Origin of the sequence: Streptomyces milbemycinicus, assembly GCF_002154605.1 — a bacterium.
GTDB lineage: Bacteria > Actinomycetota > Actinomycetes > Streptomycetales > Streptomycetaceae > Streptomyces > Streptomyces milbemycinicus.
Window position 1 is genome coordinate 1 of the sequence record NZ_MUNE01000057.1, and the last position, 24,502, is coordinate 24,502.

Here is a 24,502-nt window from a genome sequence, read left to right on the forward strand (position 1 = left end):
GACCCCGCCGACCGCCGCCGCGCGCTCATCAGCCCCGCCGCCGAGCCCTCCGCCCGCGTCGCGCAGGTGCGCGCCACGACCGTCGACGCGGCCCTCGCCACCGCACTCGGCACCGACGACCCTCAGCTGCTGCGCGAAGTGGCCGACGCCCTCGCGGTCCTCGCCCGCCACTTCACTCCGTAGGCGACCACGGCACTACCCTGCCGTTCATGGCCGACCCGCTTCCGATGACCGCCGCGCAAGCCACCGCCGAGCGTGCCGACGTCGCCGCCTTCCGCGCCGAGGTGGGGCTCGACCACCTCATCGACGTCCACACCCACTTCATGCCGCAGCGCGTCCTGGACAAGGTCTGGGCGTACTTCGACTCGGCGGGCCCCCTCGTGGGGAAGGTCTGGCCGATCGCGTACCGGCAAGAGGAGCAGGAACGCCTCGATGTGCTGCGCGGCTTCGGGGTGCGCGCCTTCACCGCGATGCTCTACCCGCACAAGCCCGCCATGGCCCGCTGGCTCAACGACTGGGCCGCCGACTTCGCCGCCCGCACCCCCGACTGTCTGCACACCGCGACCTTCTACGCCGAGCCCTGCGCCCTCGACGATGTGCGCCGCGCCCTCGACCAGGGCGCGCGTGTCTTCAAGTGCCATCTGCAGGTCGGGGGCTTCGACCCCAACGACCCGCTGCTGGACGAGGTGTGGGCGCTGCTCGCCGAGCGCGGCATACCGGTGGTCAGCCACTGCGGCTCCGGGCCCATCCCCGGCCGGCACACCGGGCCCGGCCCGATCGGCGCCGTCCTCGGCCGCCATCCCGCGCTGCGGCTGGTGGTGGCGCATCTGGGCGGGCCGGAGTACGTGGAATTCCTCGACCTGGCCGAGCGGTACGAGCACGTCATGCTCGACACGACCATGTCCTTCACCCCGTTTGTCGAGGCCGATATGCCCTTCCCGCGCGCCGAGCTGCCCCGGCTCGCCGACCTGGGGGAGAAGGTCCTGCTGGGCACCGACTTCCCGAACATCCCGTATCCGTATGTGGATGCCCTGCGCGTCCTGCGGGACCTCGACCTCGGCGCCGACTGGCTGCGCGCGGTCTGTCATGACAACGCCGCACGGCTTTTCGGCCTTTGAGCCGTTCTGTGACCGGCCGGTCGGCCCGCTGTCGGACCCATGAGTCAAGATCTCTCCATGGAGACGACAGCAGGCGGGCCGGTGACGGCGCGGGCCGAGGTGGCGGCCCTGGACGATCACGGCGTGGGGAGCGCGCTGAGCGGGCTCATCGACGGGTGGGGATATTGGACGCGTGACGGCGCCCTGGCCGGCATCGAGCGGACCGGGCGCTATCTGGCCGGGACCTGGGATCCGGCCGTGCCGGACGGCGGTCCGGGGAAGGGTGGGGAAGGGTCCTGGACGCGGTTCATCGGGCGGATCGGGGCCGTGGCCCTGCGCGCCGCCGCGCCGTCCACCCGCGAGGAATTCCGTCAGCGGCTGCTGGCGCTGCTGGAGTTCTGGGCGGAGGGGCCCTTTGCCGACCCGGAGGCCCGGCTGCGCACGGGTGTGGTGCGGCTGGCGGAGGACGCGCCGGAGTCGGTGCGGGACGAGCGGGGGGCCGCCGTCGCGGTCTGGTGGTCCCGTGAGCACGGCAAGGACGGCCGTAGGTTCGTCGACCTGCGGGCCGGGGAGGCGGACCCGCCGAGCCTGGGGACCATCGAAGAGGTGCACGAGGTCCCGCACGGCTGGGGCAGCGCCGAGCAGCTGCGCCGCCTCGTGGGCCTGGTCCGTGAGCGCGGGCCGGTGCCGTGGGATCACGAGGCCGTGGCCCTGCTGCGCGACGGCACGGGCATGGGGCGTGCGGGCGCGTCCCTCGCGTTGGCGGGGCTCATCACCCGGGTGCACGTCCGGTGCTTCGAGAACCACGAACGGGGGATTCTGCGGCTCAAAGTGGCCGAGGCCGAGGACGGCGCGTCCGAGTTGAACCGGCTGACCTCGCTGGAGCGGCTTGAGCTGCTGGCGGACGTGCTGCCCGACGACCCGGCCGAGCTGTGGGAGCCGGGCGGGATGCGGGATGTGGCGGAGCGGCTGGCCGAGGCGTGGCGGGCGCGGCGCGGGCGGCGGGTCGTGGTGCCGGAGCCTACGCATAACGCGGTCGTCGACCTGCAGCTGCTGCGCCTGTCCGCGGCCGAGTTCTGCGCGGCGTTCACCAACCCCGCCGCCGAACCCGGGCTCAGCGCCCCCGTCGACACCTGGATCAAGAACACCGACCACGGCCCGATGGTCACCGACGCCAATGCCCGGTGGGACATCGCGAGGTTCGAGGACCGCCTGCTCACCGTCGTCCCCCACCTGTCCTGGGTCTACTCCGACATCCCCGCCGGTGACCCCGTCCGCGACGGGGCGCCCGGCCTGGTACGAGTGCTTCAGGAGCGGTTGAACCACCCGGGGCTGCTGCTGGACGCCGGCACGCTCGACCTCAAGGTGGGGACCTCGGTCGCCGACCTGCACGAGCGTTTCGGGTACCAGCCGTATGCCGGGCCGGAGCGGCTGGACGTCGCGTCCATCGACGACGGGCTCACCGTGGTCACGGACGGCATAGTCGACCGCAGGGGTTACGTGTCCCGGACCCGCCTGTACTTCCGCCCGGCGTTCTACGGCGACGACGAGCGCTCCCGGGCGCTGTTGGCGGCCAGAGCCGACTCCCGCTACGACCTTGAGCTCGGGATCGTCGAGTGGCTGCGCGGCCCCGCCTGTGCGCGCATCGTCGAGCGGATCGAGAGCGCCGCGCTGCCCGCAGGCGCGTACGAGACCAACCCGGCGGCCTCCGCGTCCGACGTGGTGGCCCGGGTCGCGGGCGGGCTCGGCATCGACGAGGACGCGGCGGCGCTCTACCTCCAGTTGCTGGCCCTGCCCGCGCCGACCGACCGTAACGTCCGTATGTGGAACGGCTGGAAGACCGCACAACACCAGAAGGCCGCCGCCCAGCTGGTCGAGCGCGGCCTGGTCGTGGAGGACAAGCGCCCCCGGGCGGGCCGTCAGATCTTCCTGCCGGGCGAGTGGATCCACGCCAAGAAGCCCTTCCAGCCGATGGAGGCGTGGAAAGCGGACCTCATCGGGGTGGAGCGCTCCTACAACGGGCGCCTGGAGAACCCGCTTCCGCTGCCCACCCGCACCCTGCCCGAGCTGTTCGCCCACGCCTGGGCGCTGGTCGAGGACGGAGCCGGTCCCGCTGCGTAATCGCTCGTCACTTCACCTCCGCCTCGCACACCAGCCGCCGCCGGTGGTCCACCGCCCGCTCCGGCCCGGTCAGCGTCAGCGGCACCGTATGCCGTACGTCGGCGTCCGCGCTGGACGCGGCCAGGCGCAGCGCCAGGGGCCCGGGTGCGACGATCCGGCCGCCGTCGGGGGCGCCCGGGTAGGAGGCCAGGTCGGCGTGGAAGGTGAAGTGGACCTCGGCGCTCTCGCCGGGGGCGAGCGGGACGCGGGCGTAGCCGATGAGCCGGGTGACCGGGCGGACGGTGCGGGCCACGGGCTGGTGCAGATAGAGCTGGACCACCTCGGTGCCGGGGCGCTCGCCGGTGTTGCGGACGGTCAGCCGCACCGTGGTCTCGCCGTCGGTGGCGAGGGTGGCCGCGTCGGTCTCCGGGCGCTCCCAGCTGAAGGAGGTGTACGACAGGCCGTGGCCGAAGGCATGCAGCGGGGTCGGGTCGACATTGCTGGCCTCGCCCCGTAGGCCCAGCGGCGGCTGAAGGTACGTCCAGGGCTGGCCGCCGGTCGTGTACGGGACGCTGACGGGCAGCCGGCCCGAGGGGTTGACCCGGCCGGAGAGGACCGCGGCGACGGCCGGGCCGCCCTCCTCGCCGGGGAAGAACGCCTGGACGGCGGCGGCGAGCAGCCCCGACCAGCGGCCGAGCGCGTACGGGCGGCCGGTGAGCAGGACCAGCACGACGGGCGTGCCGGTGGCCAGCAGGGTGTCGAGCAGGGCGCCCTGATCGCCGGGGAGTTCCAGGTCGGCGGCGTCGCAGCCCTCACCCGAGGTGCCCCGGCCGAAGAGGCCGGAGCGGTCGCCGAGCACGGCGACGCACACATCCGCGTCCGCGGCGACGCGGGAGGCGCGCGCGAGGCGGCTCTCGGCGGCGACGGCGGCCGAGGTGGCGGTGGCGCCGGGCGGGGCCGCGGCCGGGCCGGGCGGGGCGCAGCCCTCGGCGTGGGTTAGCGCTGCGTCGGGGAGTTCGGCGCGCAGCGCGGCGAGCACCGTCGGCACATCGATGCCGAGGGGCAGGTCCGGGTGCTCGACGCCGACGTGCCGGGGGAAGGTGTAGCAGCCGAGCATCGCCGCGGGGTCGTCGGCGAGCGGGCCGACGACCGCGATCCGGGTCCCGTGCGCGAGCGGCAGCGCCTCGCGGTCGTTGGCGAGCAGCACCACCGACTCCTCGGCCAGCTGCCGGGCCACCTCCCGCATCACCGGCGGGTCCAGGTCCACGATCTGGGGCAGCGCGGGCGGGGTGGCCGACCAGTCCGGGTCCAGCAGCCCCAGTTCGCACTTCTGCCGCAGCACCCGCAGCGCCGCCGCGTCCACCAGCGCCTCGGGGACGTCCCCGGCCCGTACGGCGTCCCGCAGCGGCGCGGCGAAGCAGCGTACGGCGGGCAGCTCCACGTCCACGCCCGCCTCCAGCGCGAGCGCCGCGGCGCGCGCCGGGGTGTCGGCGACGCGGTGGTGCAGCTCCAGGAAGGAGAGGCCGAAGTAGTCGGAGACGACGGTGCCGGTGAAGCCCCAGCGCTCGCGCAGCAGTTCCGTCAGCAGTCGGCGGTTCGCGGCCGACGGGACGCCGTCGAGGTCGTTGTAGGAGTGCATGACCGAGCGCGCCCCGCCGTCCCGCAGGGCCATCTCGAACGGCGGCAGGATGACATCCGCGAGCTCGCGCGGGCCGATGGAGACCGGGGCGTGGTTGCGGGCGCCGCGCGAGGCGGAGTAGCCCGCGAAGTGCTTGAGGGTGGCGATGATCCCGGCCGACTGGAGGCCGCGCACATACGCGGTGCCGATGGTTCCGACCAGATACGGGTCCTCGCCGATGGACTCCTCCGTACGGCCCCAGCGCGGGTCGCGCACCACGTCGAGGACGGGCGACAGGCCCTGGTGGATGCCCACCGCCCGCATCGAGGCGCCGATCAGCTCCGCGGCCCGGCCCACCAGCGCCGGGTCGAAGGTGGCGCCCCAGGCCAGCGGGGTGGGGAAGACGGTCGCGCCCCAGGCGAAGAACCCGGTCAGGCACTCCTCGTGGGCGACGGCCGGGATCCCGAAACGGTTGCCCGCGGCGACCCGCGCCTGGGTGCGGGCGAGGGCGGCGGCGCCCTCGCCCGGATCGACGGGGGCGGTGCCGAAGGGGCGGGTCAGCTGGCCGAGTCCGTGGGGGAGCAGGGTGTCGAGGTCCACCTCCTCGTTGACCTGGTGCTGGAGCGGGGCGACGTCCTCGCCCTCCGTGGACTCGGAGCCCGGCCAGACGCCGGCGAGCTGGGCGAGCTTCTCCTCCAGGGTCATCCGGGAGAGCAGGTCCGCGGCGCGGTCTTCGGCGGGAAGGGAGGTGTTCTGCCAGGGGTGAGGCATGAAGCTCCTTGGCTCAGGGCTGTTCGGGGGGCCGCTCACTTGCCGCCCACGCCCATCAGGCCGTTGATCAGCTGACGGCGGGCGAAGAGATAGACGACGAAGATCGGGACGATGGACAGCACGACCGCGGTGAGCAGCGCCGGGGTGTCCACCCGGAACTCGCCGACGTAGTCGTACAGGCCCAGGGTCAGCACCCGGTTGCTCCTGGACTGGGTGAGGATCAGCGGGAACATGAAGCCGTTCCAGGCGTGCAGCGCCGAGTACACCCCGACCGTGGAGATCCCCGCCCGCGACATCGGCACCACCAGCCGCAGCAGCACCCGGGTCGGCCCGGCGCCGTCCAGCGCCATCGACTCGTACAGCTCCTCGTCGATATCGCGCATGGTCCCCGCCAGGATCAGCACGCTGACGGGGAGGGAGAAGGCGGCCGTCGGCAGGATCACCGCCAGCAGGGTGTCGTACAGCTGGAGCTTGGTGATCACCAGATAGATCGGGATGATCACGGCCTGGGACGGGATCGCGAGCCCGAGCAGAAAGATCTGGAAGACGCGCCGGGACATCCGGCTGCGGGCGCGCACCACCGCATAGCCGACGGTCACCGACAGCACGATGACGATGGCGGCGCAGACGGCGGTGACGACCAGGGTGTTGCCCAGATAGGAGAAGAAGTGGCTGCTGAGCACCCGGTCGTAGTTGGCGAGCGTGGGGTGGGTGGGCAGCGCGAGCGGGCCGTCGTCGATATAGCCGTCGCGGGTCCGGAAGGTCGTGGCCACCAGTACGTACAGCGGGGCGCCCACGATGACCAGCCAGATGAGGGAGGCAAGCCCGGCCGGGTAGTTGGGCCTTCGGGGGCCGCTCCCCTTCAGCAGACGGGGCAGTCCCGCGCGGCGCGGCTTCGACGGCGGGGCCGCCTTGCCGGTCGTACGGTCCGCCTCGGGGCGCTGGTGCAGCACGTCGGTCACATCCCCTCCCGGGTGCTGCGCATCGCGCTGAAGCCGGTCAGCCGCACCAGCAGCAGCGAGACGGCGGTGGCGACGACCACGAGGAGGGCCGCGACCGCGCTGGCGTAGCCGAGGTCGAAGGCCTGGAAGCCGTTCTTGTACATCAGGAACGGCACGATGCTGGTGTCCGTGCCCGGGCCGCCCTTGGTGAGGATCAGGACGGTGTCGAAGAACGTCAGCGCGCCCACCACCATGATCACCGAGGAGGTGACCACGGTGTTGCGCAGCTGGGGCAGCGTGATCGAGAAGAACTGGCGGACGGTGCCGGCCCCGTCGATCGCCGCCGCGTCGTAGAGGGAGCGTGGGATGGCCCGGGCGCCGCCCTGGTAGATCAGCGTGTGGAGGGGGATGAACTGCCAGGCGGTGACGAAGAGGATGGCGCCGAGGGCGCCCTGGGGGTCGCCGAGCAGATCGCCGTCCTCGAAGCCGAGGGCGGGCCCGATCTCCGCGATGAGGCCGAAGTTGGGGTCCAGCAGCTGCTTCCACACCAGGGCGAGGGCGACGGAGGACGCCAGCAGCGGCAGGAAGAAGATCGCCGACAGCACGGCGCGGTTGCGCTGCCGCCCGGCCGCCCACACCCCCAGCAGCAGCGCGATCGGGGTCTGTACGAGCCAGGTCAGCACGGTCAGCAGCAGGCTGAGCCAGACGGCCTGGCGCATGTCCGGGTCGTGCCACAGCCGGGACCAGTTGTCGGTGCCGGTCCACTGGGGGGAGCCGATACCGTCCCAGTCGGTGAAGGCCAGATAGCCGACCAGCAGCATGGGGGCGACGGCGAAGCACACGAAGAACAGCACCCCGGGAAGCGCCCAGGCGGCGCTGGGGCGGCCCACGGCGTTACGCCCCACGGCCTTGCGCCCTGCGGCCTTACGACCCACGGCCCTACGACCCGAGCCGCCGCGGGGCGCGCCCTGGCCGGGCGCGCCCTTGGGATCGGCGGCCGCGCTGTCGGCGCCCGCCACTACTTGATGTCCTTCTGCATCGCCGTGACGAACCCGGTCGGGCTCAGCTGCCCGTTGAACAGCTTCTGGATGTTGGTGTGCAGAGCAGGGGTGTTCTTGGCCGACAGCGCCTGGTCCCAGGAGAGGGTGAAGCTGGGGGCCTCACGGACCATGTCGTACTGGAACTGCGCATAGGTCGGGTTCTCGTGCTTGCCCAGCAGCGAGGTGGCGTCGGAGGTGGCGGGCACATCGCCATTGGCGATCAGGTCCTTGGAGTAGTCCTGCTTGGCGGCGAACTTGACGAACTCGATCGCCGCGTCCCGCTTCTTCCCCTTCGTCTTGGCGTTGACGGACCAGTAGTTGGTCGGGTTGCCCACCACGTTCTTGGGGTCGCCGTTGCCGTCCGGGATGGCCGGGAAGGTGGTCCAGCCGAGCCCCGACTTGGCGAAGTCCGGCTGGTTCGCCTTCTGATTGGCGTACTCCCAGGAGCCCATCAGATGCATCGCGGCCTTGCCCTTGGCGAAGAGCGTGGAGGCCCCGTCGGCGGTGTAGTTGACCGACTTGTAGTTCTTGCCGAAGGTGCCCCGGTCGACCAGTTCCTTGATCGTCTCGGCGGTTTTCAGCACGGCCGGGTCGTCCCACCCCGAGGCGTCCCCGCTCTGGATCCGCTTGAAGACCTCGGCCCCGCCGTAGCGGTCCACCAGGTACTCCACCCACATCAGCTCGGTCCACGGGTCCGTGCCCGCGAGCGCGAAGGGGGTGACGCCCTTCTTCTTGAAGGTGTTGATCAGGCCCAGCAGATCGTCCCAGGACTTGGGCGGCTGCGCCCCCGCGTCCTGGAACACCTTCTTGTTGTAGAAGAGGATCACCGGCTGCATACCGCGCATGGGGATGCCGTAATAGGTGTTGTTCACCGCTCCGGCCTTGAGGATGGAGGGGATGAACGCCTTCTGGAGCTCAGGGTCCTTCTTGAAGGACGGGCCGAGGTCGACCAGCATGTCCTCCTTCACGAAGTCGCTGATGCTGCCGCCGCCCCAGTTGAAGAAGACGTCCGGGGCGTTGGGGGTGCCCATCGAGGTGCGCATCTTGTCCGAGTAGCCCTCACCGGGCACCTCGGTGAGCTTCGCCTTCACCTTGGACGTCTTGTTGAACCGCTCGACGACCGCGCGCTGCACCTTGGTCGAGGCGTCCTGGTAGACCCAGACGTCGATGGAGTCGTCGTCCGAGCCACCGGGGCCGGAGCTGCCGCAGGCGGTGAGGGTGGTGGTGGCCAAGAGCAGTGCGGCAGCCAGGGTGGACGCACGGAGGATCGACCGTGACCTGGGGGTACGCATCGTCATCGTCGCATTGCCTTCCGGAAGTAGCCCGATAATTCTCGGAAGTGATTGCGTGGACGGTAAGGGCGTGCTGATGTCGTGTCAAGACATCGCGCAATGAGGGCTGTTGGGGCGGATGCAGGGGCGGTTGAAGGGACGGTTGAAGGGACGGTTGAAGGGACGGAGCGGGCGTCGGGGTCGTTACGGGGTGCTCGGCGCCGCCGTACTGGCGCGGACGACCAGCGCCGTCGCGAGTTCCACCCGGGGGGACTCGATCTCCTCGCCGCGCGCCTGGCGCAGCACCGTACGGGCGGCCAGCTTGCCCATCTCCGCGAGCGGCTGGCGCACCGTGGTCAGCGGCGGGGCCGACCAGCGGACTTCGGGAAGGTCGTCGAAGCCCACCACGCTCACGTCCTCCGGCACCCGCAGGCCGCGGCGGCGTAGCGCCTCGATCGCGCCCAGTGCCATCTGGTCACTGGAGGCGAACACGGCGGTGGGCGGGGTCGCCGCGTCCATGAGCTGATCGCAGCCGACAAAACCGGACTCGTGGTAGAAGTCGCCCTGCGCCACCAGCGCCTGGTCGTACGGCACCCCCGCCGCCTCCAGGGCGGCCCGGTGGCCGTCCAGCCGGGCCCGGCTGCACAGCAGCCGCGGCGGGCCGGCGATAAAGCCGATCCGGCGGTGGCCCAGGCCCAGCAGATGCTCGGTCGCGGCCATTCCGCCCGCCCAGTTGGTCGCCCCGATGGTGGGCGCGTCCAGGGCGGGGGAGCCGGCCGGGTCGACCACCACGATCGGCACGTTGAGCCGTCGCAGCTCCTCGTGCAGCACCGGTTCGAGCACGGAGGTCACCAGGATCACCCCGTCCGAGGCGCGCGCCCGCAGGTTCTTCATCCACTGCCGCGCCGCGCCCGCCCGGCCGTGGATGGCGGAGACCACCGTGCCCACGCCGTCCTCGTGCGCGACCTCCTCCACCCCGCGGATGATCTCCACCGCCCAGGGGCTGTCCAGGTCGTTGAAGACCAGGTCCAGCAGGGCGGCCCGGTCGCCCGGGGCGGTGTGGCGGCGGCGGTAGCCGTGGAGCCGCAGCAGATTCTCCACCCGGGCCCGGGTCTCGGGCGAGACGTCAGAACGCCCGTTGACCACCCGCGAGACCGTGGGCACCGACACCCCGGCCTCCTGCGCGATGGCCGTGATCGTCACCTTGGGCCGGGCGCCACCCTCGGAACCCGCGCTCTCCGTAGCCATTTCCGCCTCCTCCGTTGACGAGAGTCACTCCCGCCTCTACCTTTCCGGGCGCACCCTCGGAACCTTGCAGAAGTCTTCCGGAAAACCGGATCAGACGTGAAGAGAAGAGAGGGACGTCCATGAAGCTCCTGAGCTTACGCAGCGGCGTGCTGGTGGCCTCTGCCGCCGTGGCGACCTTGGCCTTCGGACTCGCCGCCCCCGGTCAGGCGGCCGAACACCCGGCAGGAGGGGCGGCCGCGAAGGCCAACCCCACCCTCCGCGAGGTCGCCGACCGCACCGGCCGCTTCGTCGGTACGGCGATCAACGACGGCCGGCTCGGCGACACCACCTACGCCAACATCGCCAAGAGCGAGTTCTCCAGCGTCACCGCCGAGAACGCCATGAAGTGGGGCTCGGTCGAGCCCAACCGTGGCCAGTTCAACTGGGCCGCCGCCGACCGGCTGGTCTCCTTCGCGCAGAGCAACAACCAGAAGGTCTACGGCCACACCCTGGTCTGGCACAGCCAGATGCCGAACTGGCTGGCCAACGGCTCGTTCTCCAACTCCGAGCTGCGCACCATCATGACCAACCACGTCACCACCCAGGTCAGCCGCTACAAGGGCAAGGTCCAGCGCTGGGACGTGGTCAACGAGGCGTTCAACGAGGACGGAACGCTGCGCCAGTCCAAGTTCCAGCAGCAGCTCGGCGAGTCGTACATCGCCGACGCCTTCCGCGCCGCCCGCGCCGCCGACCCCGGCGCCAAGCTCTTCATCAACGACTACAACACCGAGGGCACGGGCGCGAAGAGCAACGGCCTGTACAACCTGGTCCAGCGGCTCAAGAGCCAGGGCGTGCCCATCGACGGCGTCGGCTTCCAGAGCCACCTCATCGTGAACCAGGTGCCCTCCACCATGAAGGCCAACCTGCAGCGCTTCGCCGACCTCGGCCTCGAGATCGTCGTCTCCGAACTCGACATCCGCATGGCCACCCCGGCCGACTCCACCAAGCTTCAGCAGCAGGCGGCCAACTACAAGACCGTGGCCCAGACCTGCCTGGCCATCTCCCGCTGCGCCGGCATCACCGTATGGGGCTTCGGCGACCGGGACTCCTGGGTCCCCGGCACCTTCCCCGGCCAGGGCGCGGCCAACCTGTACGACGACAACTACCAGCCCAAGCCCGCCTACACCGCGTTCCGCGACGGCCTGGCCGGATCCTAGGGAGCGGTACGCGATGAGACCTCACCCGCACGGTATACGTCCCGTGGGCATCCGCACCCAGGGCATACGTACCCTCGGCATACGTACGTACGGCATCCGCAGAGCCGCCCTAGTCCTCGCCGCCGCCGGAGCGCTGCTGCTCGGCCTGGCCACCCCCAGCAGCGCGGCCGACCCGGTGCTGCGCGACCTGGCCCAGGCGAAGGGCAAGTACTACGGCACCGCCGTGACCGCGTCCAAGCTGGGCGGCACCTACGCCACGATCGCCGGCGGCCAGTTCGACTCGATCACCCCCGGCAACGAGATGAAGTGGGAGTCCGTCGAGCCCAGCCGCGGCACGTACAACTGGTCCGGCGCGGACGCCGTGGTCAGCTTCGCCCAGTCGCACACCATGCAGGTGCGCGGCCACACCCTGGTCTGGCACAGCCAGCTGCCGGGCTGGCTGACCTCCGGCAGCTGGACCGCCGACCAGCTGCGCACCCTCATGACCGACCACATCACCACCGAGGTCGGCCGCTACAAGGGCAAGATCTCGCACTGGGACGTGGTCAACGAGCCGTTCAACGAGGACGGCACCTTCCGGCAGTCCATGTGGTACACGAAGCTCGGCCAGAGCTATATCGCCGACGCGCTGCGCGCCGCCCGCGCCGCCGACCCGGACGCCAAGCTGTACCTCAACGACTACAACACCGACGGCACGGGCGCGAAGAGCGACGCCATGTACAACCTGGTCAAGGCCCTCAAGGCGGACGGCGTCCCGATCGACGGCGTCGGCTTCCAGGGCCATCTCATCCTCGGCCAGGTGCCGTCCACGATGCAGACCAACCTGCAGCGCTTCGCCGACCTCGGCGTGGACGTCGCCGTCACCGAGCTGGACATCCGGATGCAGCTGCCCGTCAGCGACGCCAAGCTCGCCCAGCAGAAGGCCGACTACAAGACCGTCACCAGCGCATGCGTCGCCGTCAGCCGCTGCAAGGGGGTGACGGTCTGGGGCTTCACCGACTCCGACTCCTGGATCCCCGACGTCTTCGACGGCCAGGGCGCCGCCACCCCGTACGACGAGAACTACCAGCCCAAACCGGCGTACTACGGCATCGCCGAAGCCCTCGGCTGGACCGGCGACGGCGGGCAGGACCCGACGCCCACCACGGGCTGCGCGGTGACCTACTCGGTCACCAACCAGTGGAACACCGGCTTCACGGCGAACGTCACCGTCAAGAACACCGGGTCCAGTGCCATCAACGGCTGGAAGGTGGCCTGGACCTACCCCTCGGGCCAGCAGGTGACTTCCGCCTGGAACGCCACCGTGACCCAGACCGGCTCCCAGGTCACGGCGGCCGACGCGGGCTACAACGCCACGATCGGCGCCGGCGGCTCGGTGTCGTTCGGCTTCAACGGCAACTGGTCCGGCTCCAACACCGCACCCAGCGCCTTCACCCTCAACGGCGCTACCTGCACGGCGAGCTGAGCGTGTCCATCTGCCTGGACGGTGACTCCGACTCCGCCTCGCCGTCCAGGCACCCCACCCCATCCGGTGCCACGCGGCGGAGCCGCATATCAGCGCAGCTTCCCCTACCCGCCTCTTCCCGATGTTCCAGACGGGTAGTTCTGGAGTGATCGATAGTGGCTGTATCGCAGCAGGTCAACGGTACGGTGGAGCCGGGTGGACTAGGCTCGCGCCATGCCTACATCGGACAGCGTGACGCTTCGGACGCTCGATGGTCTGCATCTGGCTGGCACACTCGTGCGCCCCGACGTGCCAGCCTCGCGCGCTGTCGTGCTTGTGCACGGCGGTGGCGTCACTCGGGAAGAGGGCGGGTTCTTCACGCGCCTGGCTGCTGGAATGGCTGGGAGTGGTGTGGCGTCTCTCCGGTTCGACATGCGCGGCCATGGCGAAAGTGAGGGTCGACAGGAAGAGCTGACCCTGGCCATGATCCTTAATGATATTCGAGTAGCCATCTCCTACCTCCGCGAAGCCACCAGCGCCCGGGAAATCGCGTTGCTGGGTGCCAGCTTTGGCGGCGGTATCTGCGCATACTATGCCGCTAAGCGTTCGGCGGATCTTTCGCGACTGGTGCTGTTCAACCCTCAGCTGGATTACAAATGGCGCACCATCGACACGCGAGCCTATTGGGTCAATGATTCAATCAGTGAAGAGGCGGCGCAACAACTCACCGATCAAGGATTCATCCAATTCACGCCGACCCTGAGGCATGGGCGGCCATTGTTCAACGAGGTGTTCTGGTTTCATCCGCATGAGGTAGTTGGCGAGGTGCGAGCTCCGACTCTGATCGTCCACGGAACCGAAGACACGTTCGTGCCTATCGGATTGTCGCGGAATGCTGTACAGAAGTTCAGGGCCCCTTGTGAAATCATCGAGATTGAAGGGGCGCAGCACGGTTTCGCTGTGCACGATGACCCACAGTATCTGAATCCTCAGAGTCAGGAATGGCAGAAGTTTGTCATCCGTACCGTGAGTGAATGGCTGACCGCCGACTCCTCGCGGGGTTAGGCAGCGTGGAACGCTTCGCGGAAGTCTCGCGCCCTTGCGCTCCCCGATGGACATCGAGACCAAGACATCCTCAACCGCGCGTCAGCTCTTTGGCCATGACGGCGAATAGCGGCGAGTCGTCTGACGGCTTCGCTTCGCCTGCCTTGTTGTATTCCCAACTCTCATACATTGCTTGGACTTTGGGGTGAGCGGAGTCAACCAGGAGTGTTACGATATGGGCTTCGACCGATTCGAGTAGTGCGTCATGGATCTGCTTTGCCCGGCCGGTCCGGCGCCATTTGGGAATAACCTTCAATTCCGACAGTGCGAAGACTGACCCCCTGGCACTGGCTGGCCGTTGGTGCCCCTTCCACCACCCACCCGGTTTGAACATGGCGCCGTATGCATACCCGACAGGGCCGTCCTTTTCCCAACCCAATACGCACTGCCAGTTCTCACGTGAGGACCACAGGTCCACGAAGTACGAGAAACGTTCACGTGAGTGAAATGGGTCCGGATCGTCCGCGTATGCCTCGTCGTGGATGTCAAGCAGCAGGGACCTAATTTCCGGTGCATCAGCATGTGAGTAGCGCTTCAGATCCATTGACTGGACTCCTCGATCCACTCGACGACTTCGGGACTCTTTGAGCCGGAGGCTACGATCACCTTTCGTGTCGCGGCCAGAGTGTGAGCGGTTCTCCTCGATCCGGAAGTGGGCAGCAGCAATGCGTGAGCCTGTCTACCTGTCGCACAGGCTGGCTCCAGGTCTCCTTGTCTGGCCTGGGCCAGTGCCAGATGAGCTGTATACAAGGCCCTATTGCGGGCCATACCCTTGGGGATGGCGGCGAGCGTGCGATGCAGGCAGTACTCCGCCCTTCCGTGATCGCCCATTGCGGACCAGATGAACGAGGACAGAGCGTCCATCTCGCTGGCGTCGAAGAACTTGATCCACTCCGGCCGTTTCTCGTCGGAGCTACGGGCGAAGGCACGCTCAGCGTCGCTGAGGGCTCGAAGAGCTTCTGAGCGACGCCCGAGGCGCGCGAGTCCGCTGGCGTTCCGGATGTGCCCGAGGGAGGCATACAGCGAATCCCTCCGGGCGGTGGAGGAGCGCTTCATCACCTCTGATCCGGCGACGGCTTCGGCGTAGTTCTCGTGCTGCCTGGAGGTGAGGGTCAGATGGTTCCAGACCTGGTACATCGTCTCGCTGTCGCGAGACAATCCAGCGAAGATCAGGGCCTCGTGGAGATGAACGCGCGCCCGCCGCGGAGATTTCGCGTCGATGGCCGCGAAAGCCGCAGAGCCGAAGACGTCGGCTGCGAGTCGATGAAGCATGTCTCGTACACGAGTCGAGGATGAGGACACGGCAAGGGTTGACTGAATCCGGGAAGCCAGTTCTACCGCGAGCTTCTCCACCTCCCGTGATCCTCCTACGGCTCGATCCTGTCGGACGATGGCCACGTAATCCTGGTGGAATCGTCGGACGTCGTTGACGCCAAGGCGCCCATGAGCGGGTGCGTACGGAGCGGCAATGGCCAGAGCCGCACCGCTTGTGGCGGCGAGGAGCGCACGTCGGTGCACGGGATCTTCCTCCGGTGGTGCGATGCGCTTCTTGCGAGGCACGAACCCTAGGTCTTCGGCGCTGGCACCAAGAACCTTCTCCAGGCACAGCCTGATGCGGTCCTGCGGCCACTTGGTCTCGCCGCGCAGCCATCGCCGGATGTCGGCATCGGTCACGTTGCCTGGCTTGCCTGTCAGGAGTTCGATCTCAGCATTGATCTGACGCGCTAACTCTGCCTGGGAGAAGCCGAGGGCGGCGATGCGCGCCGCGAGCTTGCGGTTCCGCTGTGCCATGCCCTCACGGTAACGGTGTGCGACAGTCCGGACACGGGTGAAGGTAAAAATCACCGGGGTCATGTGATGGGAGACGCGCTCTTCCACCTGTCCGTCGGGCGGCGCTGGGCCGTTCACTAGGCATCACCAGGTCAACGGGCGACGGAGCCAGAAGCTCTTCAGACAGCACATGTCCGTGCCTGACGCCAAGGACCCCCGCGACGGGCGAACGTCCGGGGGCGTGGCCACCAACCCCATGGAGGTTGATGACGTGAGCAAACATATCCGAACGATCCTCGAATGGCTGCTGCAGCTGCTGTTGCCCGCTCCCGGGCGCCATCGAGCAGCCGACGCCGCAACGTTCGCCGCGCCCCGCGCCGTTGTGCCCGGACCCGCCTTGACCCGCGTATCTGCTGCTGGCTGCTCCGCAGACCCGCCGACACTCCGCCTCCCTCGTATCCCGGTCGGTGAGCGTTTCCCGATCGCATGGGACACCGACCCCGTGGGGTTGTACGTCCTCCGGTACGAGCAGCAGCGAGCGCTGGGAGCGATGCGGTGAGCGCGGGCAAGACCTCGCCCAAGCCGCAGGAGGCGCAGCCGGGCTCGGCCAACCGCCCGACCCCGGCGGAGTTGGACGCGCGGGCGGAGGCGCTGAAGAAGGAGATCGACAAGCATCTGGGACGGGGGACGGGGCGATGAAGTCGTTCATGGTGCGTCGGTGCCCACGGCTGACGGCGTGGTGGTACATGTCGGGCCGCATCTCCTGGCCTATGCGCCTCGTCAGCGCCAGGGCTCGACGGCGGCACGACGAGTCGGTCGAGTCGAGCGCTGCCATCCATGCCGCCCTCCGCCGGATTCAGACGGCATGGGAGGGCGGGGCATGACCAACGAAACCCGACCCTGCGCAAAGTGCCAGCTGTACAAGGCGCTTCGGGAGAAGGCGAAGCAGGAGGGCGACTACGACCGGGCCGGCGACTACGAGGCAATGCGCCGTCGTCACCCGACCCACACCCAGCCGGACCGGACGGCCCGATGGGGGTTGCCCGCATGAGCCCGCCGACGCCGTACAAGGGGCCCAAGGTAGGCCAGGAAGCCTACGGCCGCCACAGGGCGCGTAGGCGTTCTCCAGGCTGGGGCTTCCGCCCCGCCGCGGAGCATGGCAACGCCTTTGGATCAGGGGACGCGTGACTGGACGCCGGGAACGGTCGGAGACGACGTGATGACCGTGCACAAGGTGCGGGGGCGGCAAGCCCCTCTGTGGCGCGTCCGGTGAGGTGGATGAGTGGCAGCGACGGGTCACGTGCACCGCCTGCCTGTCCGGCGAGTAGCCCACTGACCCCCGCCCGGGGATGATCACTGACCCTTTGGATGGGTCATGTGCCCCTACCGGGGGGGCGAAAGACGGCGCGGGGACCGACTCCCCGCACGTGCAGAGAAGGGATGGGCACCATGGCTGAACGTCGGGAGTTCGAGTTCGTCGGGGCAGCGGCCTGCCGTGACAAGAAGGTGGGCAACTGCCCCCAGGTGGCCGTGAACGTGCCGGGTGTGGTGGCGTTGCGGGACGGCGAGCGGCCCGAGGCCATCGTCACCATGACGGCGGACGCGTGGACAACGCTTACGGACGCCGTGAAGGCCGGAGAGTTCGACCTGAGCGCCTGACTGAGAGTAGGTCACCGTGAAGAAGTGCCCTCGCTGCGCCGCCGAGTGCCCTACGGACCCGGAGAACGGGTTGCCATGGTGTGCGCGATGCGGGGACTTCTTCGGGCTCTCGCTGCCTGCCTGCCGAGGCTTGTGGTGGTCGCGGTATCCGGCTACACGTGCTCCCATCCAGCCGCGCAAGCACTGAGTGCGACCCACTCGGCCCCGTCTGTGCCTCCCTAGTGACCCGTGGACGGGGCCTCCGCACGCTCTGACCCGAGTTTGCGGTGAGTATCGGACAGCGACACGCCAACACCACGGCGTGTCGCTGTCCGATGCTCACCGCAAAGTCAGGCTCCGGATGGTTTGCCGCCGACCGACCCCAGGAGACAACGTGTTCGCAATGCGCCCAGCCACCGCCGACGACATCCCTGCCGTAGAGAACATGATCCTCGCCCGCTCTGCCTGGCTGGAGGAGCGAGGGCATCCAAGCTGGCGGGAGCACGCTACCGAACTCGCACGGCAGGCAGAGAACTCCGACGGCGATGTGTGGGTCCTCGCCGAGGATGGCGGACGGATCATTGGGTGCACCACCGTGCAGGAACAGACCCCGCCCTGGGGCTGGACACAAGACGAGCTGAACGAGCCGGCCCACTATCTCTACTCGACAGTCACCGACCCCGCGCACCGTGAGAAGAAGCCGGGAACCGTCATGGGACTGTGGGCGGTGGACCGGGCCGCCCGGGAGGGGAAGGCATGGGTCCGGCGTGGCTGCAACTTCCCCGGACTGGTGAGGTACAACGAGACCCAGGGCTTCAGCCTGGTGCACGAAGTGCAGCGCACAAACAACCGGGTCTATCTGATGGGCCGACGGGCCGAGCGCATCGCTGGCCTCGAAGAGAGGTTCCAGGCCCTGCGCCGCCTCTTGCGCGGGGCCTGTGGATAACGCGGAATGCGGTGGGTTTGCGTCGCCGACACGGCCGTATTGGGCTCGGTGGCGACGCAAACTCACCGCAATGCCTGGCTCACCCGACCACGTGGTCGAGCTGCCCCGCCTTGGCCGCCCGGATGAAGGCCGCGAGCGGGCGCGGGGCCGTGCATACGGCTGTGCCGGGGTCCTCGCTCTCGCGGAGGTGTATCGCGCCGTCGGAGGCCGCGAGGTAGCCACACCGCGAAGGCCTCGCTCAATGTTTCGGCATGCGGCTCCGCCGCGCGGCGGAGCCGCACACGGGCAGGGGCTCAACACTGCGGGAAGGGGCGGGTCAGGGGAGAACTTCCCTCGGCCACCGCCCGCCACCGGAAAACATTCTCCTCAGGGTGTAAGAAATCGCGGTTCTCGACCATTGCCAAGTGAGAGAGCCGAGATGAGGAGACGGCGTGACCGACGCCCAACGCTTCCGTGACCTGTACGAGGAGTGCCATCCCCGGGTGCTCGCCTACGCCTCGAGCCTGGTGGGGCGGCAGGTCGGTGAGGACATCACCAGCGAGACCTTCACGGTCGCCTGGCGGCGGATGCGGGACATCCCCACGCCACCGCTGCCGTGGCTGCTCGGCGTGGCCCGTAATCTGACCCGCGAGCTGCGCCGCCACGACGGCAGACAGTACGCCCTGGCCGCGGAGGAGGCCCAGCGCATCATCGCCTCCGGCCCCCATGTCGGGGACGTGGCCGCGGATGTGACCGAACGCGAGGCGGCGCTGCAGGCGCTGGCCACGCTGTCCGACGTGGACCGCGAGGTGCTGACGCTGGTCGCCTGGCACGGGCTCGGCCCGAGACAGGCGGCGCGGGTCCTCGGCTGCTCCACCGCTACGTTCTCGGTGCGGCTGCACCGGGCCAGGCGGCGGCTGGAGCGAGCCATCGACGCGGCCGCGGTCGCGGTCGGGGTCGCGGCCGGACTCTCTCGTGACTCTCGCCCGAAAGTGACAGTGAAGGAGCACTGACATGGCACGTAAGCGGCCCGATGTCATGAAGACGCTGGCGGACGCCCGGCCCCCGGAGTTCGACCCGGAGCGCCTGGCCGGTTCGGAACGCGCCCGGCACGACCTGATCACCATCCTGAGCAGCGCCCCGGAGGCGCCGGAAGCGCGCCGCTCCGCGGGGTTCGTCCGGCCGTTCACCTGGCGGTGGGCGCTGCCGGTCGCCGCGACGGCGGCCGCGGCCGGGGTGCTCGTGGCCACCCTGCCCCAAGGTGGTTCGGATTCCGGCGGCTCCCGGGCGACGGCCGGGCCCACCACGGACAGCCCCCGGCACACCCCAGAGAACGGCCGTCTCGCGCTGCTGAACGTTGCCAACCGGCTGGAGAGCAAGGCGGACGAGGGCAGGTACTGGCAGTCGACCACCCGGTCGGGCTGGATCGGCATCGTCGCCCCGTCCGGGTCGGCCTTCGCGGTCGTCTCCTCCGAGACGCAGCAGTGGTCCTACGGGGTAAGGCCCGGTACGCAGAGCCTGTGGATCTCGGGGATCGACGCCACCACCGAGCCCCGTACCGAGCGCGACACGGCGCGCTGGCGGGCCGCCGGATCGCCGAAGGACCTGACGCTCGCCGAGTCCGGCTCCCGGTCGGGCGGCAAGCTCGGTCTCCGGATGGAGTCCGGGTCCGAGAAGCGGCCGACGGTGACCCGGATCAACGGCGGCGACAAGATCGCCGCCCTCGGCGCGCGCAATGTGACCTACGCGGATCTGCGGAAACTCCCGGGCGACAGCGGCAAGTTGAAGAAGACGCTGGCGGATCTGTACGAGGAGGACCGGGGGAGCGAGATCTCCGGCCGCACCGAGTGGATGTGGCGGCAGGCGGCCGGTCTGATCAGCCTCCCGGTCAAGCCCGAGGTGCGGGCCGCCGCGTACCGCGTCATCGCGGATCTGCCGGGCATCCGGTCGCTCGGCGAGGTGACCGACCCGCTGGGCCGCAAGGGGGTCGGCTTCGCGCTGCCCGCGACCGAACGGCCCGACTACGGGACCGCGCGGTCGGAGCTGATCGTGGATCCGGCGACCGGCGCCCTGCTGTCCGACCAGCAGGTGCTGACCAAGCCGAACGCGAAGGCCGCCGAGGCGGGGCTCACCGCGGGCACGGTGGTGAACCACACCGCCACCGTGACGTCGAAGTGGACGGACCGGCAGCTGAAGGCCCCCCAGTGACCGGCAGAAGTCACCTGTAAGAACCGTCGGCCGGCGGCCATTTCCTTCTGAGAGCACCAACCGAGCAGAAGGAGCACCATGGCCAGGAACGCAGGGCTGCGCATAGCGGTAGCGGTGTGCGCGATCGCACTTGGCTCGTTAGGGGCGCAGGCGAACGCCGCGACCGGCACTGCGACCACCACCGCGTCCGACCGGGCGGCCCGCGCCGCCACCCCCTGGCAACTGGCAACGCCGTTGAGCGAGACCGTCTCGACGGAGTTCTGGGACGTCGCCTCGACCGGCGCCAGGGACGCGTGGACGGTGGGCCGGAAGACGGACGGCCCCGCCGGCTCCACCCCCCTGATCAGGCACTGGAACGGCACCGCGTGGACGGATGTGCCCGCCGCCTCCACCGGCGGCAAGCCCGCGCGGCTGGAGGCCGTCGCCGCCTCGGCGCCCGACGACGCCTGGGCGGCCGGCACGCTCGACGACAACATGTCCGCGCCGATCGTGCTTCAGCACTGGGACGGCAAGAAGTGGACGAAGGTCGACCACGCCGCCGCCCCCGAGGGGTCGCTGAGCTTCGTCGGCGACATCGCCACGTTCGGCAGGAACTCGGCCTGGCTGACCGGCTTCGACTGGAACCCGCAGAGCGGCGCCGAAGACTCCTACCTGGAGCGCTGGACCGGCTCCGGGTGGCAGAAGGTGTCCCTCCCCGCCGCACCCGGCGGCGGGACGGTGCGCCCCTCGGACATCGCCGGCACCGGCCCGGACGATGTCTGGGTCACCGCCGACGCCCTGACCGGCGAGGTGGCCGTGCCGCTGCTGTACCACTGGAACGGCAGCGCCTGGACGGTCCGCGAGGTGCCCACCCCCGCCAAGCACCCGACCGGCTGGGTGGCCGGCCACGCCGTGGCCACCGGCCGTAACTCGGTCTACTGGGTCGGCAAGACCTACGACGCGGACGTGCCGACGGCCACCATGGCCGCCCGCTGGACCGGCAGCCGCTGGGTGTCGCTGCCCGCGCTCCCCGTCGACGAGGCGAACGCCGCGGGCGCCGACGGCGCCGGGCAGCTGTGGATCGCCGGCTGGAAGCCGGGGAACCCCCACTCCGTACTGGCCCGCTGGACCGGTAAGGAGTGGGCGACCGAGGAGCTGCCCGCCGACGTCACCGAGCACAGCGAGATGTCCACGGTGCTCGGCATCGCGGGCGTCCCCGGGACGAAGGGCGTCTTCGCCGCGGGGACGGCCGGCTGCGCGACCGACCCCGTCCAGTGCGGGATCGTCGTCTCACGCGACCTGGGCTGACACCCCGCCCATGTGCTCTTGAGTACGGGCCGCATACGCCTGGACGGCGACCCCCTCGTCGTCCAGGCACCGCCCCGTCTCCAGGTCGAAACGCTGCTTCAGCAGCGGCGAGGCGACAAAGGGCCGTTCGCCTACGGAGCCCAGCAGGCCCCGCGAGAGCACATACGCGCCGGTGAACGGATCGCGGTTGTCGATCGCGTACGCCTGGCCCGTCCGGTCCAGGAACACCGCGACCTGCGTCCCGTCCGGCAGCAGCGCGGCCACCCCGCGCCCCGGCGTCAGGTCCGAGAGGTCGCAGACCGCGAACCACCGCTGGTCGATCAGGAGTTCCACGCGGACATCGATCCGCTCGGGTGCCATGGTCATCGGCTTGCAGCCCCTTCGAGAGTTTCGAGAGTACGGACGGGGATGCTGGGGCCGGACAGGATCGTCAGGTCCGGCTTGACCTGGTCGCGCTCGGGCACGAACTTCACCGTCGGGTCCGGCGCGCCCGGCGCGTTGACGAACGACACGAAGCGCCGCAGCCGCTCCGGGTCCTCCAGGGTCTCGGCCCACTCGTCGCGGTAGCCCGCCACATGGTCGGCCATCAGCGCCTCCAGCTCGGCGCACAGCCCCAGCGAGTCGTCGACCACCACATCCCGTACGTGGTCGAGGCCGCCCTCGATCCGCTCCAGCCAGGCGGAGGTGCGCTCCAGCCGGTCCGCGGTGCGGATGTAGAACATCAGGAACCGGTCGATCAGCCGGATCAGCTGCTCGTCGTCGAGGTCCTGGGCGAGCAGATCAGCGTGGCGCGGGTCCGCGCCGCCGTTGCCCCCGACGTACAGGTTCCAGCCGTTCGAGGTGGCGATCACCCCGAAGTCCTTGCCGCGCGCCTCCGCGCACTCACGCGCACACCCGGAGACAGCCGACTTCAGCTTGTGCGGGGAGCGCAGCCCCCGGTAGCGCAGCTCCAGGTCGATGGCCATCCGCACCGAGTCCTGTACGCCGTAGCGGCACCAGGTCTGCCCCACGCACGACTTCACGGTGCGCAGCGCCTTGCCGTACGCATGCCCCGACTCGAACCCGGCCTCCACCAGCCGCGCCCAGATCAGCGGCAACTGGTCCACCCGGGCGCCGAACAGATCGATCCGCTGCCCGCCGGTGATCTTCGTATAGAGCCCGAAGTCGCGCGCCACCTCGCCGATGACGATCAGCTTCTCGGGGGTGATCTCCCCGCCGGGGATGCGCGGCACGATCGAATACGAGCCGTTGCGCTGGAGGTTGGCGAGGAAGTGGTCGTTGGTGTCCTGGAGCGCCGCCTGCTCGCCGTCCAGCACATAGCCGCTGGCGCCCACCGTCGGCGCGAGCGAGGCGATGATCGACGCCACGGTCGGCTTGCAGATCTCACAGCCGTTGCCGCTGCGCGCCTCGTCGCGGCCGTGGCTGTCCAGCAGCGCGGCGTACGAGGTGATGCGCAGCGTCCGGACGATCTCGTACAGCTCGGCCCGGGTGTACGAGAAGCAGCCGCACAGCCCCTTGTCGACGCTGACGCCGCTCGCCTCGAGCTCGTCGTTGACCAGGGTGGTCAGCGCCTTGAGGCAGCTGCCGCAGCCGGTGCCCGCCTTGGTGCACTTCTTCACCTCGGGGACCGTGGCGCACTGGTGGTCGGTGACCGCCGAACGGATGCTGCCCTTGGTGACGTTGTGGCAGTTGCAGATCACCGCCTCGTCCGGCAGCGCGGACGGTCCGATCGCGGCTGGTGCTCCCAGCCCGGCCGGCAGCACCAGCTGCTCGGGCGCGACCGGCGGCACGCTGCCGGTCAGCGGCCGCAGCATGCCGTACGACTCGGCGTCGCCGACCAGCACCCCGCCGAGCAGGGCCCCGTCCGCGCCGATCACCAGCTTCTTGTAGACGCCCGCGCGGGAGTCGGCGTACACCACGTCCAGACAGCCCTCGGCGGTGCCGTGCGCATCGCCGAACGACGCTACGTCCACGCCCAGCAGCTTGAGCTTGGTGGAGGTGTCGGCGCCCGTGAAGCCACTCTCGCGGCTTGCCTCCGCGATCTCGTCAGCGGTCACGAGTGCCATCTCGTACCCCGGCGCCACCAGCCCGTACACCCGGCCGTCCGCGGCCAGCGCGCACTCGCCGATCGCGTACACGGCTGGGTCGCTCGTACGGCACCGCTCGTCCACCGCGATCCCGCCGCGCTCCCCGACCGTCAGCCCGCAGTCGCGCGCCAGCTGGTCGCGGGGGCGTACGCCCGCCGAGAAGATCACCAGATCGGTGTCGATGGACGACCCGTCGGAGAGGGCCATCGCGGTGACCGCGCCGTCCGCGTCCGCCGTGATCTCCTTGCCGCCGACGCCCGTGTGCACGACCAGGCCCATGTCCTCCACGGTCCGCCGCAGCGCGGCGCCGCCGCCCTCGTCCACCTGGATCGCCATCAGCCGCGGATTGAACTCCACGATGTGGGTCGTCAGCCCGAGCCCCTTGAGCGCGCCCGCCGCCTCAAGACCCAGCAGCCCGCCGCCGACCANNAGCCGGTGGCCAGCACCAGCGAGTCGTACGCCACGGTCAGCCCCGAACGTGCGGTGACCGTCCGCGCGGCGCGGTCGATGTGCTCGGCCGGATCGCCCAAGTGCAGCTCGATACCGTGCCGGGCCATGAAGCCGTCCTCCACGAGGGACAGGTCCTCGGCGGTCCGGCCGGAGAAGTACGAGGTCAGCTGCACGCGGTCATAGGCCGGGCGCGGCTCTTCGCACAACACGACGACCCGGGCGCGCTCGGTCACGCCCCGCTCGACGAGCCCTTCCAGAAAGCGCTGGCCGACCATGCCGTGCCCGACGAGCACGATGGTGGGGGCGG

At 69.8% G+C, this 24,502-nt stretch carries 20 protein-coding genes and 2 pseudogenes; 13 read left to right on the top strand and 9 right to left on the bottom strand.

Annotation, left to right across the window (positions count from 1 at the left end; translation table 11 throughout):
• The 3 genes and pseudogenes from CCN51_RS05260 to CCN51_RS54230 form a co-directional block, all read left to right on the top strand.
• A pseudogene (locus CCN51_RS05260) lies at positions 1-183 on the top strand (MarR family transcriptional regulator); the annotation flags it as partial.
• Between the two features lie 26 nt (positions 184-209).
• Positions 210-1,118, top strand: coding sequence for an amidohydrolase family protein (locus tag CCN51_RS05265; RefSeq protein ID WP_014179871.1), 909 nt, complete (start codon positions 210-212; stop codon positions 1,116-1,118).
• A 57-nt stretch (positions 1,119-1,175) separates the two neighbouring features.
• Positions 1,176-3,218, top strand: a complete 2,043-nt coding sequence (locus CCN51_RS54230) for a hypothetical protein (protein ID WP_014179872.1) — start codon at positions 1,176-1,178, stop codon at positions 3,216-3,218.
• Positions 3,219-3,225: 7 nt separating this feature from the next.
• Here the strand turns inward: CCN51_RS54230 and CCN51_RS05275 are convergent, their stop codons facing one another.
• The 5 genes from CCN51_RS05275 to CCN51_RS05295 form a co-directional block, all read right to left on the bottom strand.
• Entirely contained in the window at positions 3,226-5,586 is a 2,361-nt protein-coding gene (locus CCN51_RS05275) for a beta-xylosidase/alpha-l-arabinosidase (protein WP_014179873.1), read from the bottom strand.
• Between the two features lie 35 nt (positions 5,587-5,621).
• Positions 5,622-6,548 (bottom strand): carbohydrate ABC transporter permease, encoded by a 927-nt coding sequence (locus tag CCN51_RS05280; RefSeq protein ID WP_014179874.1) that lies wholly within the window; start codon positions 6,546-6,548, stop codon positions 5,622-5,624.
• Positions 6,545-7,462, bottom strand: coding sequence for a carbohydrate ABC transporter permease (locus CCN51_RS05285; RefSeq protein WP_043491672.1), 918 nt, complete (start codon positions 7,460-7,462; stop codon positions 6,545-6,547). Before CCN51_RS05285 ends, CCN51_RS05280 begins: the two co-directional genes overlap by 4 nt.
• 83 nt (positions 7,463-7,545) lie before the next feature.
• Positions 7,546-8,865 (bottom strand): ABC transporter substrate-binding protein, encoded by a 1,320-nt coding sequence (locus CCN51_RS05290; RefSeq protein WP_014179876.1) that lies wholly within the window; start codon positions 8,863-8,865, stop codon positions 7,546-7,548.
• Positions 8,866-9,042: 177 nt separating this feature from the next.
• Positions 9,043-10,086, bottom strand: a complete 1,044-nt coding sequence (locus tag CCN51_RS05295; protein WP_014179877.1) for a LacI family DNA-binding transcriptional regulator — start codon at positions 10,084-10,086, stop codon at positions 9,043-9,045.
• A 119-nt stretch (positions 10,087-10,205) separates the two neighbouring features.
• Here CCN51_RS05295 and CCN51_RS05300 point away from each other — a divergent pair, with 119 nt between their 5' ends.
• The 3 genes from CCN51_RS05300 (at position 10,206) to CCN51_RS05310 (ending at position 13,791) form a co-directional block, all read left to right on the top strand.
• On the top strand, positions 10,206-11,282 hold the full coding sequence (locus tag CCN51_RS05300; protein ID WP_014179878.1) for an endo-1,4-beta-xylanase: 1,077 nt from the start codon (positions 10,206-10,208) through the stop codon (positions 11,280-11,282).
• Positions 11,283-11,295: 13 nt separating this feature from the next.
• Positions 11,296-12,747 carry a glycoside hydrolase family 10 protein gene (locus tag CCN51_RS05305; RefSeq protein ID WP_078610651.1) on the top strand — a complete coding sequence of 484 codons (1,452 nt, stop codon included), beginning with the start codon at positions 11,296-11,298 and terminating at the stop codon, positions 12,745-12,747.
• Between the two features lie 213 nt (positions 12,748-12,960).
• A complete protein-coding gene (locus CCN51_RS05310; protein ID WP_043487656.1) occupies positions 12,961-13,791 on the top strand; it encodes an alpha/beta hydrolase in 831 nt (276 codons plus the stop codon).
• Positions 13,792-13,861: 70 nt separating this feature from the next.
• Here CCN51_RS05310 and CCN51_RS05315 read toward each other — a convergent pair whose 3' ends face one another.
• The gene (locus tag CCN51_RS05315; RefSeq protein ID WP_014179881.1) at positions 13,862-14,374 is read right to left on the bottom strand and encodes a GNAT family N-acetyltransferase; all 513 of its coding nucleotides are present in this window, start codon (positions 14,372-14,374) and stop codon (positions 13,862-13,864) included.
• A complete protein-coding gene (locus tag CCN51_RS05320) occupies positions 14,365-15,621 on the bottom strand; it encodes an NsdA family TPR-like regulatory protein (protein WP_238545478.1) in 1,257 nt (418 codons plus the stop codon). The genes CCN51_RS05315 and CCN51_RS05320 overlap by 10 nt, the downstream gene beginning before the upstream one ends.
• 534 nt (positions 15,622-16,155) lie before the next feature.
• Here CCN51_RS05320 and CCN51_RS54780 point away from each other — a divergent pair.
• The 7 genes from CCN51_RS54780 (at position 16,156) to CCN51_RS05360 (ending at position 21,658) form a co-directional block, all read left to right on the top strand.
• The gene (locus CCN51_RS54780; protein ID WP_014179884.1) at positions 16,156-16,299 is read left to right on the top strand and encodes a hypothetical protein; all 144 of its coding nucleotides are present in this window, start codon (positions 16,156-16,158) and stop codon (positions 16,297-16,299) included.
• A gap of 181 nt (positions 16,300-16,480) precedes the next feature.
• Positions 16,481-16,651 carry a hypothetical protein gene (locus CCN51_RS55705; RefSeq protein WP_170061286.1) on the top strand — a complete coding sequence of 57 codons (171 nt, stop codon included), beginning with the start codon at positions 16,481-16,483 and terminating at the stop codon, positions 16,649-16,651.
• A gap of 398 nt (positions 16,652-17,049) precedes the next feature.
• On the top strand, positions 17,050-17,259 hold the full coding sequence (locus tag CCN51_RS05335) for a DUF397 domain-containing protein (protein ID WP_043491679.1): 210 nt from the start codon (positions 17,050-17,052) through the stop codon (positions 17,257-17,259).
• Between the two features lie 382 nt (positions 17,260-17,641).
• On the top strand, positions 17,642-18,184 hold the full coding sequence (locus CCN51_RS05340) for a GNAT family N-acetyltransferase (RefSeq protein ID WP_014179887.1): 543 nt from the start codon (positions 17,642-17,644) through the stop codon (positions 18,182-18,184).
• Between the two features lie 431 nt (positions 18,185-18,615).
• Positions 18,616-19,176 carry an RNA polymerase sigma factor gene (locus tag CCN51_RS05350; protein WP_014179888.1) on the top strand — a complete coding sequence of 187 codons (561 nt, stop codon included), beginning with the start codon at positions 18,616-18,618 and terminating at the stop codon, positions 19,174-19,176.
• A 1-nt stretch (position 19,177) separates the two neighbouring features.
• A complete protein-coding gene (locus CCN51_RS05355) occupies positions 19,178-20,371 on the top strand; it encodes a CU044_5270 family protein (RefSeq protein ID WP_014179889.1) in 1,194 nt (397 codons plus the stop codon).
• A 78-nt stretch (positions 20,372-20,449) separates the two neighbouring features.
• Complete coding sequence (locus CCN51_RS05360) at positions 20,450-21,658, top strand: hypothetical protein (RefSeq protein WP_063647568.1); 1,209 nt, start codon at positions 20,450-20,452, stop codon at positions 21,656-21,658.
• On the opposite strand, the gene nirD is transcribed toward CCN51_RS05360, so the two are convergent.
• Together nirD and nirB are read right to left on the bottom strand one after the other, a co-directional pair.
• On the bottom strand, positions 21,641-22,024 hold the full coding sequence (gene nirD / locus CCN51_RS05365; protein ID WP_014179891.1) for a nitrite reductase small subunit NirD: 384 nt from the start codon (positions 22,022-22,024) through the stop codon (positions 21,641-21,643). The two genes, CCN51_RS05360 and nirD, sit on opposite strands and share 18 nt — an antisense overlap.
• A pseudogene (gene nirB, locus CCN51_RS05370) lies at positions 22,021-24,502 on the bottom strand (nitrite reductase large subunit NirB); the annotation flags it as partial. The pseudogene nirB and the gene nirD, both read right to left, overlap by 4 nt.

Bases quoted from the DNA above. Each gene is read 5' to 3' on its own strand.
- CCN51_RS05360 (WP_063647568.1), top strand. From the start codon at position 20,450: ATGGCCAGGAACGCAGGGCTGCGCATAGCGGTAGCGGTGTGCGCGATC.
- CCN51_RS05275 (WP_014179873.1), bottom strand. From the start codon at position 5,586: ATGCCTCACCCCTGGCAGAACACCTCCCTTCCCGCCGAAGACCGCGCC.
- CCN51_RS05305 (WP_078610651.1), top strand. From the start codon at position 11,296: ATGAGACCTCACCCGCACGGTATACGTCCCGTGGGCATCCGCACCCAG.
- CCN51_RS05295 (WP_014179877.1), bottom strand. From the start codon at position 10,086: ATGGCTACGGAGAGCGCGGGTTCCGAGGGTGGCGCCCGGCCCAAGGTG.
- CCN51_RS05340 (WP_014179887.1), top strand. From the start codon at position 17,642: ATGCGCCCAGCCACCGCCGACGACATCCCTGCCGTAGAGAACATGATC.
- CCN51_RS05265 (WP_014179871.1), top strand. From the start codon at position 210: ATGGCCGACCCGCTTCCGATGACCGCCGCGCAAGCCACCGCCGAGCGT.
- CCN51_RS54230 (WP_014179872.1), top strand. From the start codon at position 1,176: ATGGAGACGACAGCAGGCGGGCCGGTGACGGCGCGGGCCGAGGTGGCG.
- CCN51_RS05335 (WP_043491679.1), top strand. From the start codon at position 17,050: ATGGCTGAACGTCGGGAGTTCGAGTTCGTCGGGGCAGCGGCCTGCCGT.
- CCN51_RS05290 (WP_014179876.1), bottom strand. From the start codon at position 8,865: ATGACGATGCGTACCCCCAGGTCACGGTCGATCCTCCGTGCGTCCACC.
- CCN51_RS55705 (WP_170061286.1), top strand. From the start codon at position 16,481: ATGACCAACGAAACCCGACCCTGCGCAAAGTGCCAGCTGTACAAGGCG.
- CCN51_RS05355 (WP_014179889.1), top strand. From the start codon at position 19,178: ATGGCACGTAAGCGGCCCGATGTCATGAAGACGCTGGCGGACGCCCGG.
- CCN51_RS05315 (WP_014179881.1), bottom strand. From the start codon at position 14,374: ATGGATCTGAAGCGCTACTCACATGCTGATGCACCGGAAATTAGGTCC.
- CCN51_RS05320 (WP_238545478.1), bottom strand. From the start codon at position 15,621: ATGGCACAGCGGAACCGCAAGCTCGCGGCGCGCATCGCCGCCCTCGGC.
- CCN51_RS05310 (WP_043487656.1), top strand. From the start codon at position 12,961: ATGCCTACATCGGACAGCGTGACGCTTCGGACGCTCGATGGTCTGCAT.
- nirD (WP_014179891.1), bottom strand. From the start codon at position 22,024: ATGACCATGGCACCCGAGCGGATCGATGTCCGCGTGGAACTCCTGATC.
- CCN51_RS05300 (WP_014179878.1), top strand. From the start codon at position 10,206: ATGAAGCTCCTGAGCTTACGCAGCGGCGTGCTGGTGGCCTCTGCCGCC.